This is a genomic window from Alteromonas salexigens (assembly GCF_025628895.1).
GTDB lineage: Bacteria > Pseudomonadota > Gammaproteobacteria > Enterobacterales > Alteromonadaceae > Alteromonas > Alteromonas salexigens.
Genome location: NZ_JAOTJC010000016.1, coordinates 68,103 through 82,288 on the forward strand (window position 1 = coordinate 68,103; position 14,186 = coordinate 82,288).

A 14,186-nucleotide genomic window follows, 5' to 3' on the forward strand; every position below is an offset into this window, starting at 1 on the left:
TATTAGGAAAGACATGAGCGTTTTTTGTTACCTACCCAATTGTTTACAGTTCCCCCCCGATAATTAGCGAGATTGATAAAAGCGTCTATTATATAAGCAGTTAACCTGACAAAGGATTGTTATGCGACGCATTCTCCCCTGCCTGCTTATGACCTCGTTACCCGTTTTGGCCGAGCCCGACCTCATCGACATATACCAGACCACTACCCAGGGTAAACATGACGCCTATTCTATTGACGTAGAAAATGATTTTTTTACCTGGGTCAGTGACCGTTACTATACCAATGGCCTTCGTTATTCCCGGATCTGGACGGGGGATTACTTCCTGAAGCACGCTGACGGCGACATAACTGCGTATAAGGAGGATAAGAAACTGACAGACTACAACTTAAGCTATAAGCCTGACCTCCGTGACGAGTGTGATTTCCAGCCCACCACACTCTACCAGCTGCATTACCAGGTGAATGTCTTAGGCTGTGATAAAAACACCGATGGCATTGATATATATCAGTACCACGCCGGTTGGTACGCAGCGAACCTCATATATACGCCTTTTGATATCACCGCCACCCGCGATGAGTTTCAGCCCTTTGACCGGCCTTTTGCAGGTTACACCTACGTGGGCGGCTTCGTACAAACCCGTTATGCTGACGATGCATCCACCCGCTATGATTTACAGGTTGGGATCCTCGGGCGCGCATCGCTCTCTGAGGACATCCAGCAAAAATGGCATTGCATATGGGAATTAGACCATCCTACCTGGGATACGCAGATAGCAACCGAACCGGCCGTGCAGTTGAATGTCCGTCATGATTTTGCGATCCCGTCCTGGATGAAGGTGGATGATGATCCGCTAGCGAACACCCGGTACCTAGATATTCAGCCGTATATTATGGGTGAGCTGGGCAATGTCTTTGTACGCGCCAGAGCAGGACTCAACCTGCGTGTCGGGTATAACGTGCGAGGCTATTTTAGTGGCGCCCCCTTTCAATCATCCATACTGAAAGAGAATGACAGAGGCCACCTACCTAATCTACCTAACCTACCTGAGCCGAAAAAGACAGAGCCGGAACGGTTTAATTTCGTCAGCGTATATTTGTTTCTCAATTATGAAGAGACCGCCGTCTGGCACAATGCCACCATTGAGGGCGGTGTACTTAGAGACTCTGAGTACACCCAGGATGCTGCCAGTCGGTTCAAGACCATTGGCTATGGGGTGAGAGTGGAATGGTCTGGGGCGTTTTTATCGTTTGGCTTTAAGGAGCGCAGTCCCGAGATAGAAGGGATCCCGTTTAATGACCGGCATCACCGGTGGGGCGAAGTCCAGTGGGGCATGCTCTTGTAGTGCAACACCGGTGACCGGCAGTGCACGATGACCTGTTCGCTGGTGGGCAGGTTACCGTTTGGGTATGGAGGTAATACGGCCATCTTCATCGAATTCGGTGTTTTTCACGTCATACCCCTGCGCCTGAAAATACCGGAGCAGTTCAGAGGCCAGACATTCCGCCTGATTGACACCTTTGGTACCTGACTCCTTTAACGCCACGTTGCTCTGCCCTTTTTGGCCATGTTTGGCGCCTTTACCGGGAGTCAGGGTAAACAGCCGTGCCCAGTCATTTTGTGAACAACCTGTCGCCTGCCGGGCTTCCTGGTAGAGTTGCTTGTTACGTGCTTTGGTATCCACGCTTTGCTCCTAATAAATTGCCTTAAGGTGGCTGTGTACTTACCTTACGAAAAACCACTGGCTGACGCAGCGACTGCGTCAGCCAGGCCATCAACCGGTGTTACAGTCTGCCGAGGTATTTTTCCATGATCCCATATTCCATATAGGAGATCTCGCGCATGGTAGGATTTTTTGCGACAGTACCACATTCATAGGTAACCGTGTCCTCCCCATCCAACTCCCCTTCGTCGCCCCGGTAATGCACAAAGATGTCTGTTAACCGCTCGTTCGGACACGCATCAGGCGCCACGGTCATTAAAAACTCTGAGGTGTACTCATAAAAACCGTTCACCTCAGTAATCGCACAGACAAAGTAGCGCATGCCCGGCGCTTCTACGGGCGTGGCCGTAGCGTCATCTTCAGCTTGCTTGCTCTCGCGTTGCAGCTGCACCAGCGTCTCAGTCATATAGCCGTGTGATAATAGCCACTCTGCCTGTGCTTCCTTCCCCTGGTTGCAGATATCAGAGACCATGGATTCGGTCTGAGACAGCAGTGTCTCCTGCTCTTGCTCATCATCCGTTGCATTGCGTGCATCGGTTGATGCGCCAAAGGCGAAGTCTGTCACCAGCTCATCCAGCGCTTCCTGTGACATCGCCACCAGCTGCGCAGCGGCGTCTTTACGCGCCTCAAGGATATTCAGCTGCACGTCCCACGGCATGATGTGAAACTCGCGGCGCTTGGCCTGCAGTACCGCTTCCAAGTCATTGGCTCGGATGGCCGCATCGATATCGGCCAGCGATACCCGCCCGGCTTCATCATCATAGATACGCTTTGTGACGATCTGCCCATTGGGCAGAACACGTGCAGTTTCCATCCCCGACGTGAATTCGTCACCGGCGCCCCAGCATTTATCATAGGGGATGCCGCGTGCCTGAAGCGCGGCTTCGATGCCAATTTCACCGCCATTACAGCGGGAATAGGAAACCTCGACCAGGTAGGAATGCGCCCCGGCCATTGTATGGTCGCCCACCAGCACGGTGCAGTTGTCATCAAATAAATCCTGATGGGTGTGGAAATCCGTGACACGCAGTGTCAGCTCTACTGAAGTGTTATCGCTCATGGTGTTACCTCGCGTTTTGTATCGGTTAAAGCGACCCGGTAGGAGGCAGGCCGCAGGATAAAATAATTTACAGACTAATGATGGCCGTGCTGGTATCCAGCTCAGCAATGTCAATGTGTCGGGTACTTAAAGAAAAATTGTCACCGCAGTGCTTGGGGACGCTGATGAACTTGAATTTATCTTGGGTCACGCACAGCATAGGCACCTCTACCCGGCATTCGGCACCCTCAAGGCCACTCACCTCATCGGTGATAAACTGGTCAGGATCGTCCTTAATGGCAGGTAAAGCGCAACACGCGTTATACCACGAACCGGAGTAATCAAACTCTTTAATCTCATAGGCATCCACTTGCTTTACAGCTGCAGCCAGAGTTTTGATCCGCGCTATGTCGGCGTCGGTGAGCTCGGCATAAAACGTACAGGGCACATCGTCAGCCATGTCATTGGCGCAGGAGACATCAAGTAGCAGTTTCATCAGTATTTACCTCGCGTAAACAGTTGTCGTTTTAAGTTCAGGGCAGTAGGAGTTACCCGATTCACTACTTATTATACATATCTATTAGATATACACAAGAAAGGCGGCAATCTTTTTTAATAATTTTTCAGACACTGTGATGCGCCGGTATGCCGGTGAGTTGAATTGCAGGATGGATTATGGACTTTGGCAGCTTGAAGAAGATTTATATCTTGAACTGCATAACCCTTAATTTGCTGACGCCTCCAGATTAAGTTTGGCTTCCACCACTCCCTGGTGGAACATCTTTGGTTTCTAAAAAACCAAAACGCTTATTCCCAAGATTGAATTAGTAGCCGACCGCATTGCGATCACATCCACCCGCTCTTCCCCTGAGCTTCGCTACCAAAGTATTAGAATAACCACCCCCCCCCCGGGGCATATGGAGGGGTATACATGGCCAGTCCTTCGCTACCGACTCACATAGCTTTGACCGGCGCGACTCGTCACGGCTCCTCAGCGCCATTTAAGCTGGTGAGAACCTATCTGTCTTTTTTGAGAAAGCGACACAGAAAGAAAACTTCCTAGACAACTAGGAAATCCTTGGCACCTATGAACGTATCATTGCCACCACGCCGGTGCTAAAGCATCTTGCTACCCAACGCGCCCAGGCTGAAGCTGCCGTGAGAAAGAGCAAGAAAGACTACGATAACCGCTACAACACTATATGGGCGGGCTATAAACATACTGAACTGTTTAAAACCTTGATAGCGGTTGTGTTGTTGTCTCTGGGCGTGTGGTTTACCTACAATGCTCTGAAAGTAGCACTCAAAGGCTTGCGACGGTTTGCCGCTAATTTAAGTAACAGCGTTCGCAATACGAAAAAGAGACTGGGTAGTGATAAAAGCCACGCTAAACGGGCAACTGAGCTTGTGCACTGGACTGAGTTACGGGATAAAGAGGTGATCAGTGAAGAAATCTTTCAAGAGCATCGCACCAGACTACTTAAGTGAGGAGAAGCTAAACTGAGTGCTTATTAATACATATACGCTTTCACACCTACTCCAACAAACTAATCATATTTGCTCTTTGAGAGAACTCTATTTTTACCGAAAATTAAAAAGGCCGCGATGTGCGACCTTAACTTAGCTACAAACGCTGATCTATTGTCCCAAAAACCGCCTGACGCTAATACAAATCAGACCCAATATAAACAAACTCAATATACTAGGAGTCGCGACTTCGGTGGCGGTAATAGCTATGCTAGTGACCCTATAGTTAAGTTTATTTACAGAGTTTGATCCGAATCTATCACTAGTATAACGGCTTTGTGATCTAATTTCGCCAGCTGCACCGGCAACGCCCAGCCCAAGTTCAGACTCGCTTAATAAAAAGGATAGCGGTTTTCCTGCTGCCAGACCTCCATCCAGGCTTGAGTCAGAAAAATCCCAAGCATACAGGATATGTTCCAAATCATAAAATTGACCAGATGCATTAAAAAAGTCTCTGTTAGAAAAATAAACTCTCCTATACTGATGCGTACCTCGCGGAGCGGCATCACCAAAATTTTGTAAATGAATCGCGTCTTGAATTTCATAGTTGGGATCACCTTTATCCCCCAAAAATACAGGCATATTCACTGAAGCCGTTGAGGTTACAAAATTAGTTCTGCGGTGGAAGTCTTCGTATCTGTACCAATACTCAGCGCTGGCTTTCTGACCTGAAGTAGCGTTGTCGCTGGGCATTGTGGCCAAGTCAATTTGAAACGACCCGGTGATGAGGTCGTTAACTTCTGCCCCGAAATCAAACGGGTCGATTCCCTGTCGTTCTATTTTCGTGACTATCCCTGTGTATGTCACAGTCAGTAAACCTGCAGACGAAAAACCTGAAAACACCAGGCAAGTAAGTGTGAAAATCAATTTCTTAAACATATTCCCTCTCCTTTTCTGGAGCAACAAGCAATTACCAGGCCATTTTAAAATGACTATTTAAATCATAACTTTAATCATTCGCAAATTTTAAGGTGTAAAAAAAGGTGACAAAAAACTCGGGGTTCTACCTGAGTGAAATCAGCCTTCCATGGCTGGTGGCGTTAGGATAGTCCGTCGATAAACCATTGCTGGATCAGGGAACGAGCATCTTCCCAGTCTGCAAAATAGATGACCAGGCATACCGCAATGGCCAAGAGAATGCGTACCGCATGTGAAAGTTTGAACATCATTTACCTTTTTGATTAGCTGAGCAATATTCTCAAACGCAATTTAGCGAAATGATGTTTCCAAACAAAACGAAGATTATGCCTTGTTGTCAGCGGATAGTGGCTGTCAGTTAGCTGAAATGCCCAGCATCGAAGAAAGCCGCCCCACCCCTTCTTTTATACTCGCCCAGGCGTGAGGATGCTGGTCAATCACTGTAATAACCGGATCATCAGTAGTGCTTTCCCGCAATGTGTCCATCGAGCGTTCTAGTTGCTCATCCAGCGGAAGACCATCATGATAAATTTGGTGATACCCATTGAAGCCATCGCCCAAATTGGTGCCGATGACCAGGTACATCTGACTGTGCTGCCAATTGAAAGTCAGATGCACATTGAGTGAGTGATACCTATCATCCTGCGCTTCACCGAAACTCGCTTCCAGCTCAAAATCGCTATAGTCACCGCTGTCTTGCCATTCTATCCACCCCAGCTTATGAAGTTGTGCGCGCTGAACGTCGGACACTTCCCCTGCATGAAATATGGCGCTTAATACCGACTGACCCGCCAATATGTCTTTCGCCGCCTCTTCTTGCAGAGGCATCAGCGCATAGCCCCCATCAGCTTCGCCGAACGTCACCACCCGGCCGCCCGGTGTCTGGTAAAAGTCTGCCTGAGCCTGTTCCAATTGGTTGTAGTGCTGCTTTGAAATCGACAGGTAGGGACGCGTCAGCTCCCTAACCTGATCTGAAAAAGGCTTACATTCACCTTTGAGGGGCGTGAGGGCGTCTAATGATACCGGATGCGCCTTGAACCAGTCGGCGACAGCCTGGTCAACCGAGCTCTCATGCTGGTACGCCTGTTCAATGAAGCTAGGACATACGTCAGCCGAGGGGTCGTAACTTTCGATAGCGACATGAACCTTGTCAGCAAAGGACTCATGAAAATCACCGTCAGTAAATGCTAACGAGCCCAGACACCCGTCGTTATCGGATTTGTCATACACATCCACTATGACCCCTTCACAGGTGCGATTGATATGTACCATCCCCAGTCCTTTGACCTCGACGCATAAATGGTGACTGGCGGCTTTGTTTCCCCATACGTTAAAAACAGATTGTTTCAGTAGTGCAGTAGACATTGCGTAAACCTCGCGTAAGAATGTTTTAAGCGCCCCGGTAGGAGTCGGGGCGACCAGCTTTATTATTGAAAGCAGATAAATGAGACATCCAGTTCACCTACCGTCCAGAGCTTTTTGACCGGGCAGTAAGTTGCGTTCTGAGCTTCAGATAACGAGATGTCATAGTCATATTTATTTAAGTCATCATCCACCATGGACGCCTCAATATATATAGAATGATCGTCCTCAAGCTCATCGGCAGAGACAACATGGAAATGCCTGATGAAATTGCCATCCACTTCAATAGCATCTGCTGAAGTCGCTAATTCAATGAACGACGTGGTAGGCAACTCTTCAATCTTAAAATCAAAGTACATCTCATCATCATTTGCCACATCGCGGAACCAGGCGGTGAGTACCGAGAAGTTTAGTTTTTCCTTTTCACACATCAGCATGTGAAACGCTTCATCAGACGTCATAGGCTCATCGTTATTATCGGTATACTGCATAATATTGACGCCATACGATGCTGCCTCTTCGGCTAATAAATCGGTGTAAGCTTCTGCCAAGCGGTTTCTGATATAAGCCAGCAATGCCGCTTGCGCCTCACGTTCTGACTGATAAAGAGATGGGCCGTTGGTGACATTTAATAGGTTTGAAGCTTTCTTGCTCGCTTCGAAGTAAACCAAAGAAAAAACGGTATTCATGATATGACCTCGCGTAAGAATGTTTTAAGCGCCCCGGTAGGAGTCGGGGCGCATTATTGGTTAATCAGGCTGCCGGGCTGAGGCCGGAGCGTTTTGCTTGCTGGTACACCCATTGATGAGTGGATGTCCATTTCACTTCTTTTTTGGTTATGAAGGCAGCATGGCCACCAAAGGCATCAAGACGTCGCTTGTTGCAGGTGTGCGCTGCCTGGATGTCGATATACCCGTCTATATCGAAGTGCTTCATAATAAGATGTGTGAAAGTCGCAGCGTGATAGGTGTTTATGGTTTCATCATGTGAAATCCATAGTCCTTTGGGTTCTTGCTCGCATCTAAAGTCTAAGCAGACCTCTTCAAGACTCTCATCCATGACCGCCTTGGCCAGTTTTTTCGCCAGCCGGAAAACGGCCGGTTCGTACTGCTTTGCCGCAGCCGTCTTGTGTTTCTTGGTAAAGTCGATGGAGTCGTCTGTAGCACACTGTAGCACCTTTAGCGCAAACTCAGTCTGCTCGGGTGTCAGGGGAACGATAAAAGAAGCATCGGTGTAATAATTAGCCATAAAGACCTCGCGTGTGTTGTGGGCTATGGCGGCGGTAGGAGTCGCCGACTTAGTAAACATTATACATATCCATTAGATATACACAAGGCGTTTTTTTAATTTATTCAGCACCATCAAATAACTTGGCTGCTTTACCTTCGCTTCTAAATCCCCAGCTTTCCAAATTGCGGTGTAACTCAATCGTAGCCACAAAGTTCTCACACGCATCTTCCAGCAGAAACTCAAACGAGTGCGCCCATTGCTCGCGCTTTTTCATATCTTCATGACTGGATAAATCATAAAGCGGTGAGCTGTAAGTATCTTTTAAGCTGGACTTTATCTGTGCCTGAGAAGTCAGGTACCGGGTCACGACGTTGGAGCGTTCTTTGTCCATCAGCCAGATGGGATGATCGTGATCCATCTTGCGGTCGTCATTCACCACAAAAGTAAAATACGGAATGTACGGTGAGCAGTCAGCCATACCCTCCCGATACTTTTGCAGCGCGCTATGTAAGTCCACCAGCATAGACGGTACCGGATAGCCTTTATCAGAGAGATTCTTATACCAGGTGTGGTGATTGGCAGAGAGGTTATTCAGCTTATTGAGAACGCTGTCATCCACTGGCTCACCATACCGGGATAGTGATGAATCCACCCCGGCACGTAACCAGCGCATATAGTTAGTACGCTGAATGTGGCGTGACCAGTAGTAACGCCAGGTGGGTACCAGTACATGCCCGAGCGCAAAGATGATCAGCCCGTAGAAAAGGCGATCTTTCCAGATAGATTCGCGGGTACTGGGCGACTTTTTCGATACGGTTTGCTTCGTTGGCGCTGGTGGCCTGCTGACGCGACCGTCAGTACGTGGGTTACCCTGCACGTTCTGAGACTGACGCGCACTTAATTCTTCAGCTAATGTGCTGTGAAGAAGTTGCTGGCTGGTTTGTTCAGGTGTTATATGCGGTGATGATGCTGCGGGTGCAGCAGAGGTGGTAACAACGCTCCCGGCGATTAGGAGTGCTGCAGAGAGCGGTGTTATACCAGTCGTGGACCTACCATAATGTTGTCTCCTGCTCATTTGATGCCTTCCAAGTATAAGTATTAGCCTACGCAATTACAAGCCGATTTGTGGGCGGGTAATGTCTGCTCCCGCAGTAACCCGTGCGCCAGCTCGGCCTACCCTCTCTCTTTCATTACATAAAAGAGGATGTGTATGAACATGTAATTATAATAGTTACATAAAGGCAAAATGTCCAGTGATTTCATAGGGATAATTGCGAGTGTTTAAAACTTTATAAGGTGAGCACGGCACCAGGGCGGTTGACAATTTATCCGCTGGTGGCAATTTATAGAGGCATACTGATAAGGTGAGCAATGCTGCAAACAAGCAATTCAGGAATAGCGGAAATAAAGGGACGAACATGGAAAATACTCAGTGTGAGCAATGTCACTCACCCGACGTAAGCACAACCAAGACCTTGCTGGGTTTTAACGTGCAACGCTGCCAGCAATGCGGGTACCGCAAGACCGCCCGGCTATCCAGAAAGCGTGAAGGGTTTTATGCTTTTGTATTCCTGTTTTTATCGCTGGCCATATTCAATCACTTCTCAGAACGATTCGACGCGGGGTTGATCACCGTCGAGGATGTCATCTCACCGTTCGTGATTTACTTATTCTTGCTCGCAACTGGCGTGGCCATCATCAAAAACCGGTTCTTTGTGCGCGCCACCAGCTCAGCGCCAGCCAAACCAAACACGGCACCGGCACCAGCACAAACCGCGTCGGAACAGCCTGAGGGAGTGTATCAGCCCCGGCGAGAAACCTCGCAGAGCAGACCGAAAAAAGCTTTTTCCGGCCGCCTCACTTTAATACTAGGGGTGGTGGGCCTATCCGTTTTAATGGTTGTGCTGTTGCCAAACTTTATTACGCCAGCCGAGAACGCCCTGGTAGTAAAAGATGCCAGCATAGACTGGAATTTGAATGATAATTATAGCTTGCCCGTCGAAGTGACTATCTATGTGCAAAATACATCTGATGATTCGATAGCCGGGGAGGCGGTATTCGCATTGCTGATAGATAATAATAAGATCGGCGGACACACATTCAACTACTTTAAAAACAGTAACTTTAGCTTTGACACACTCATCAAAGAAATGGGAGAGTCAGCATATGGTCAGGCACTTAAAAATTATGTTGAACGAAGGATGCGGTTACCAGAGGGTCTGCCTTATGAACCGATAGAACGGGGAACCGCCTCGCCTGAGGAGATCTATTTTAGAGCGCCCATTGAACTAAAAGAGCTAGGCATTAAGAAAATAATCAGGAATGTGGAAATACCGGTCAAATCAAGATTTGGGTATGGCACGATCAAGTTTGTGCGCCTTGAGTAGTTCGGACCTCGCTAACCTGGCAGGAATTTTATTCTTCCTGCTGGTCAATCACCTTTAAAAATTCGGTAAATAAAAGCTGAGCAACGCCAATGCGCTGTGTCTGACGAAACTGACGTATTTGCTGGCGGCTTACCCCTAACTTAATGGCTAGCTGATTATCATTTTCTACTGATAAGATCTTTTTCGCCTTTTCAACGATTTTCTCGTTCGTTAACCCTTCGCTCATACATAGCTAGCCTCAATAAATTTGTAGCTATTATATTTACACTGTGGCTACTTATCAAGACTGACTATTGCACCACATAGTTTCAGCAATTTAGATCCAGCGTACCAGGCTCTTACTTCCTAGTGACTAATCTTAAATTTCGGGGCACATCGGCCTAGCCCATCCAGCTTCGTTATAGCAGCAACTTCATCCTGCAGTTGCGTTACCGTTTGTTATCGCCAAATCACCCCGTATTAACGGCGCAGCCACTACTGAAAAGCAGCAGGAACCTAACTATAATTTCTCCACTCCTGCCGGCTAATCAAATTTTTTCTTTTTGTCATGCCGGTATGCACTCTTTAAAGGTTGCTTTACCATCACTTTGCTAAGATGTTTTTCTATCGATTCGCGAAGACCGCCCATAGCTTTCACTTCATCCAGAGAGGCAAGGCATTCCATAATACCCTGTGCCATGCTGTCGACCATATCGGCAGCTGAAGAACGCGTCACTCCCGCACTATAAGCAAACTCGATTAAATCCCGGCGCGTTGGGAATGCTTTACTTTTTCGCATTTTCAGCGCCATAGCATTGTCGATGGTTGGGTAAATGAGCGTATGGGTAACATCGTAAACTGGACTGAGTCGTATTCCAGTGTGATCACTTTCATATTGCAGTGAGAAGTTCTTGAGATGCGCGTCACCGTTCCCTATCAGGCAGTTAAAGGCCACCAACTCGAACACCTTGTCTACCTCTTCCGGCGACTTAGTGTTAATTAGGACAGCTTTTAGTACATTCTCATAGGAGCCTCTGTACTTCTGTTCGCCAGGGCGTCCCATCAGTGTGGCAAAGTCTTCAATACCGAGTTTATAACCCATTTCATCGATGTCGAAGCGTTCTACAAGGTAATGTTGTAAATCGTCCGATAGCCACACTTGAGGCGTATCCAGGCCACAGTATTCAGCGCATTTCATACATACGAACTCGTTTACAGTAAGCAGGGGAAACTCGTCCTCAAACGTTTTAACGATAACGTCTTTCTGTAAGATAGTAGAGCGCGACACTACCACTTTAGGCTGCACGCCGGATGCCATACCATTGAGATAATACCGTTCAAGCAATTGGGGGAATAGACTCTCTTTACCAGACCAGTGCAATATGTCATTAAGGGCGATGGGATCGGGCTCTGGCAACGAAATACCCGCATCATAGGATAGATGGCCGATCCCCTTATCACCCATCAACGCCAGCAAATACATATCATCTACGTTGGCATACCGGATGAGCTTTTCTGAAATATACCGACGCAGGTAGCCCTCAGGCAGGTTCTGCGTAAATATCGGGTGTAGCACACCGTGGGTATATGGCTCGGGCCTATATGGCATGGTCAACGACACATCCCGACCTTCCTGGGTGTAATTAAATACAAATCGTGCCCTCCGGTCCAATACACCGGCCGGTGCTCCGCCAATGTGAACCTGTAACCGGCGAACCTCCTCGGGCAGTCCTGCGAGTACGGATTTAATCGTCATCGTATACTGAGCCAAGTTCGTCTAACGTAGGCCGACTATTAGTGGGCGTCGCCGTTAGCTCTAACCCCATGAGAATTAAATAGCGCTCCAATAGCTGCAATGACCCCTGATATCTTCCGTTCTCGATTTGTGAGATCCTGGGTCGAGCTGTCTTGAGTGTAATGGCAACCTCGTTCTGGCTCATACCTCGACGTTTGCGTTCAGACTTTAGCTGATTTCCTATTGATTCCCTGCTCACAAATTGACCTCAAATTGTAACTATATGAGTACATATACCATTCAAACTTATTTTTGTACACATATAGGTACGTTTTAACGCTGAATATGTGTTCTCATTCAACGTGTAGAAACAATTATTTATCCTTTGAGCGACTGTTTTTATCACGACTGCTTGCTCACATTAATGAATCAGTGCTTATGGCCGTGCTGACACACACTGGCATAGTGCCCCGTTATAATTAAAAAACATGTTCGGCGGCCCTCATCTTCAATGACCACCAATGTAATTAAAATATTTACAATGGTCGCATCATGTATATAATACAATTACACCAAACGAGACGTATGGAGCATCACATAAAATGAGCAAACAAAAAATTATGGATCGTATCAAAGTCGATATCGACAAACGCGGCCGGTCGGTCATTACAGTGATGGGTGGTCAAACTTACTCAGTGGGTGAGGCGCTGGCAGGACGCGAAGACATCATCCTGACCACGCCGCTACAACCTGAGCTGTGCACTACCCTGATTAACGATGCCTGTCAGGGTTTGCGTGATGGCACCATCTCAGGCCAGAAAACCGATAAGGTTATTAAGGGCTTCGACGTGTGGCTGTTGCCTTGCTCAGATGAACTTACCGCGGAGTATATCAGTGCCGGCGCTGAATTTTACCTCACGCAAACTGATACGCCCATTGAAGTGCGCTACCTGCAATTGGTACTGCCTGACAGTAATGGGAAGTACCCCTGGGAACAGGGGTACGATACGAAATTCACGCAGCCCCTGTTGTGTCGTCCACCTGCTCACTAATAACACTTCCGAGGCACCGTGCACCAGTGCGGTGTCTCCCCCCATCTTTCAAAGTTAGCAAGCCCTTTACGCACCGACCCGTATTCCCTATGACCCCCTCCGGGAGATTTGACAAATAACGAACACGATCTATATTTGTACAAAAATCAACCAAACGGAAGTAACTCTAACTGTTAAGGAGAACGTATGAAGACGCCCTTCACTCAAATCTGCTCCACCATTATATCTGCCTCTGCCATATTGCTTACCGCCACTGCGCATGCTCAGACTATGTCCATTGATGAATGTGCAGTTCATCAGCGTACGGAAATGCGGGACAGGTGTTTGGGGACGAACACGTATGGAGACCCTGCCCGGGATCCTACTGTGGTTTTTTACAATCGATGCGATGTGAAAATTGGTGTGAAAGTGTGTTTCAGCTATCCGGACGGGACGAAGAAAGCGGCGACAGAATACATCGAGTCGGGTGAGACTGAAGAGGTGTATGCGTGTACGAAGCCAGGGAGTAACCGGCGCCAGCAGCCCTCCCCCAGCAATTATTTTGTCTGGAATTCGGAAGAGACAAGTGGTTATAAATATAAATGCTGAGTACGCTGCAGGGACAAAAAAGGCCGGATAACCGGCCTTTCTCATTTAGGCAGCTTGCCGATAGGTGGAAAGGAACGACAACCAGCTCACGCGAATGTTTGCCTTATCGATCACAATCCGGGCCGTGGCTATGTTGGTGCCGGACTCAGCAAATGTGCCTGCAGGTATATCCTTCACAGATGCGCCGACCAAATTTAACCATTCACGGAACGCCTGACATTTCGCGGTGTTTGCGTGCTGCCAGTGTGTAGAGGTGATACAACACACCCGTCCCGCTTCGCTCAGTAGCGACGTCATGTGGCCCAGGTGGTCGATGTCCTGATTTTTGGTAAACGGCGGATTGGCGATAATTTTATCAAAGGTGCCCCCCAGTGCCTCGGCATCCAGGGTAAGGAAGTCCCCTTCTATGACTGGCGCGATTGCTTTTTCTCGCAGTCTGCTGGCGTTTTGTGGCATATATTCCACCAGCACACCCTTCGTGCTGATAGCCTGCAATGAAGAGAGTAAGAGCAATCATGGAGAAAACGCTGTTAGCGTTAATCAAATAGGAGGGCTGATCGATAAAGGATTGATGGTGTGTGCATTAGATGGCCGAATTGGAGTCCCGTTGGGCGTAGGTAAAGCACTTGCTGAGACTGCTTATGTC

The 14,186-nt window shown here is 48.0% G+C and carries 18 protein-coding genes; 5 read left to right on the plus strand and 13 right to left on the minus strand.

Annotated features, from left to right (window positions below; translation table 11 throughout):
* Nucleotides 1-121 precede the first annotated feature (121 nt).
* A complete protein-coding gene (locus tag OCL06_RS15935) occupies nucleotides 122-1,345 on the plus strand; it encodes a lipid A deacylase LpxR family protein (protein ID WP_262996380.1) in 1,224 nt (407 codons plus the stop codon).
* Nucleotides 1,346-1,396: 51 nt separating this feature from the next.
* On the opposite strand, the gene OCL06_RS15940 is transcribed toward OCL06_RS15935, so the two are convergent.
* The 3 genes from OCL06_RS15940 to OCL06_RS15950 all read right to left on the minus strand — a co-directional run bounded on the left by OCL06_RS15940 (nucleotide 1,397) and on the right by OCL06_RS15950 (nucleotide 3,258).
* The gene (locus tag OCL06_RS15940) at nucleotides 1,397-1,684 is read right to left on the minus strand and encodes a hypothetical protein (RefSeq protein WP_262996381.1); all 288 of its coding nucleotides are present in this window, start codon (nucleotides 1,682-1,684) and stop codon (nucleotides 1,397-1,399) included.
* A 100-nt stretch (nucleotides 1,685-1,784) separates the two neighbouring features.
* The gene (locus tag OCL06_RS15945; protein WP_262996382.1) at nucleotides 1,785-2,783 is read right to left on the minus strand and encodes a hypothetical protein; all 999 of its coding nucleotides are present in this window, start codon (nucleotides 2,781-2,783) and stop codon (nucleotides 1,785-1,787) included.
* A gap of 67 nt (nucleotides 2,784-2,850) precedes the next feature.
* Nucleotides 2,851-3,258 (minus strand): hypothetical protein, encoded by a 408-nt coding sequence (locus OCL06_RS15950; protein WP_262996383.1) that lies wholly within the window; start codon nucleotides 3,256-3,258, stop codon nucleotides 2,851-2,853.
* Nucleotides 3,259-3,920: 662 nt separating this feature from the next.
* On the opposite strand from OCL06_RS15950, the gene OCL06_RS15955 reads away from it, so the two are divergent.
* On the plus strand, nucleotides 3,921-4,250 hold the full coding sequence (locus OCL06_RS15955) for a hypothetical protein (protein WP_262996385.1): 330 nt from the start codon (nucleotides 3,921-3,923) through the stop codon (nucleotides 4,248-4,250).
* A 150-nt stretch (nucleotides 4,251-4,400) separates the two neighbouring features.
* Here OCL06_RS15955 and OCL06_RS15960 read toward each other — a convergent pair whose 3' ends face one another.
* From OCL06_RS15960 to OCL06_RS15985, 6 genes are all read right to left on the minus strand, one after another.
* A complete protein-coding gene (locus OCL06_RS15960) occupies nucleotides 4,401-5,168 on the minus strand; it encodes a hypothetical protein (protein ID WP_262996387.1) in 768 nt (255 codons plus the stop codon).
* A 161-nt stretch (nucleotides 5,169-5,329) separates the two neighbouring features.
* Nucleotides 5,330-5,455 (minus strand): hypothetical protein, encoded by a 126-nt coding sequence (locus OCL06_RS15965; protein ID WP_262996389.1) that lies wholly within the window; start codon nucleotides 5,453-5,455, stop codon nucleotides 5,330-5,332.
* 106 nt (nucleotides 5,456-5,561) lie between these two features.
* On the minus strand, nucleotides 5,562-6,572 hold the full coding sequence (locus OCL06_RS15970; RefSeq protein WP_262996391.1) for a hypothetical protein: 1,011 nt from the start codon (nucleotides 6,570-6,572) through the stop codon (nucleotides 5,562-5,564).
* 62 nt (nucleotides 6,573-6,634) lie between these two features.
* Nucleotides 6,635-7,258: a hypothetical protein gene (locus OCL06_RS15975; protein WP_262996393.1), complete on the minus strand. Its 624-nt coding sequence runs from the start codon at nucleotides 7,256-7,258 to the stop codon at nucleotides 6,635-6,637.
* Nucleotides 7,259-7,322: 64 nt separating this feature from the next.
* Entirely contained in the window at nucleotides 7,323-7,877 is a 555-nt protein-coding gene (locus OCL06_RS15980; protein WP_262996395.1) for a hypothetical protein, read from the minus strand.
* A gap of 40 nt (nucleotides 7,878-7,917) precedes the next feature.
* Nucleotides 7,918-8,874 carry a hypothetical protein gene (locus tag OCL06_RS15985; protein WP_262996397.1) on the minus strand — a complete coding sequence of 319 codons (957 nt, stop codon included), beginning with the start codon at nucleotides 8,872-8,874 and terminating at the stop codon, nucleotides 7,918-7,920.
* A gap of 343 nt (nucleotides 8,875-9,217) precedes the next feature.
* Between OCL06_RS15985 and OCL06_RS15990 the strand changes: the two genes are divergently transcribed.
* A complete protein-coding gene (locus OCL06_RS15990) occupies nucleotides 9,218-10,186 on the plus strand; it encodes a hypothetical protein (RefSeq protein WP_262996399.1) in 969 nt (322 codons plus the stop codon).
* A gap of 28 nt (nucleotides 10,187-10,214) precedes the next feature.
* Here OCL06_RS15990 and OCL06_RS15995 read toward each other — a convergent pair whose 3' ends face one another.
* The 3 genes from OCL06_RS15995 to OCL06_RS16235 all read right to left on the minus strand — a co-directional run bounded on the left by OCL06_RS15995 (nucleotide 10,215) and on the right by OCL06_RS16235 (nucleotide 12,159).
* Nucleotides 10,215-10,412 carry a hypothetical protein gene (locus OCL06_RS15995; protein ID WP_262996401.1) on the minus strand — a complete coding sequence of 66 codons (198 nt, stop codon included), beginning with the start codon at nucleotides 10,410-10,412 and terminating at the stop codon, nucleotides 10,215-10,217.
* Nucleotides 10,413-10,709: 297 nt separating this feature from the next.
* Complete coding sequence (locus OCL06_RS16000) at nucleotides 10,710-11,921, minus strand: type II toxin-antitoxin system HipA family toxin (RefSeq protein ID WP_262996403.1); 1,212 nt, start codon at nucleotides 11,919-11,921, stop codon at nucleotides 10,710-10,712.
* A complete protein-coding gene (locus OCL06_RS16235; RefSeq protein WP_373318506.1) occupies nucleotides 11,911-12,159 on the minus strand; it encodes a helix-turn-helix transcriptional regulator in 249 nt (82 codons plus the stop codon). The genes OCL06_RS16000 and OCL06_RS16235 overlap by 11 nt, the downstream gene beginning before the upstream one ends.
* Before the next feature lie 343 nt (nucleotides 12,160-12,502).
* On the opposite strand from OCL06_RS16235, the gene OCL06_RS16005 reads away from it, so the two are divergent.
* Nucleotides 12,503-12,952, plus strand: a complete 450-nt coding sequence (locus OCL06_RS16005; protein ID WP_262996405.1) for a DUF4262 domain-containing protein — start codon at nucleotides 12,503-12,505, stop codon at nucleotides 12,950-12,952.
* A gap of 186 nt (nucleotides 12,953-13,138) precedes the next feature.
* Complete coding sequence (locus OCL06_RS16010; RefSeq protein WP_262996407.1) at nucleotides 13,139-13,540, plus strand: hypothetical protein; 402 nt, start codon at nucleotides 13,139-13,141, stop codon at nucleotides 13,538-13,540.
* 45 nt (nucleotides 13,541-13,585) lie between these two features.
* Here OCL06_RS16010 and OCL06_RS16015 read toward each other — a convergent pair whose 3' ends face one another.
* Nucleotides 13,586-13,996, minus strand: a complete 411-nt coding sequence (locus tag OCL06_RS16015; protein ID WP_262996409.1) for a DNA methyltransferase family protein — start codon at nucleotides 13,994-13,996, stop codon at nucleotides 13,586-13,588.
* Nucleotides 13,997-14,186: the final 190 nt, after the last annotated feature.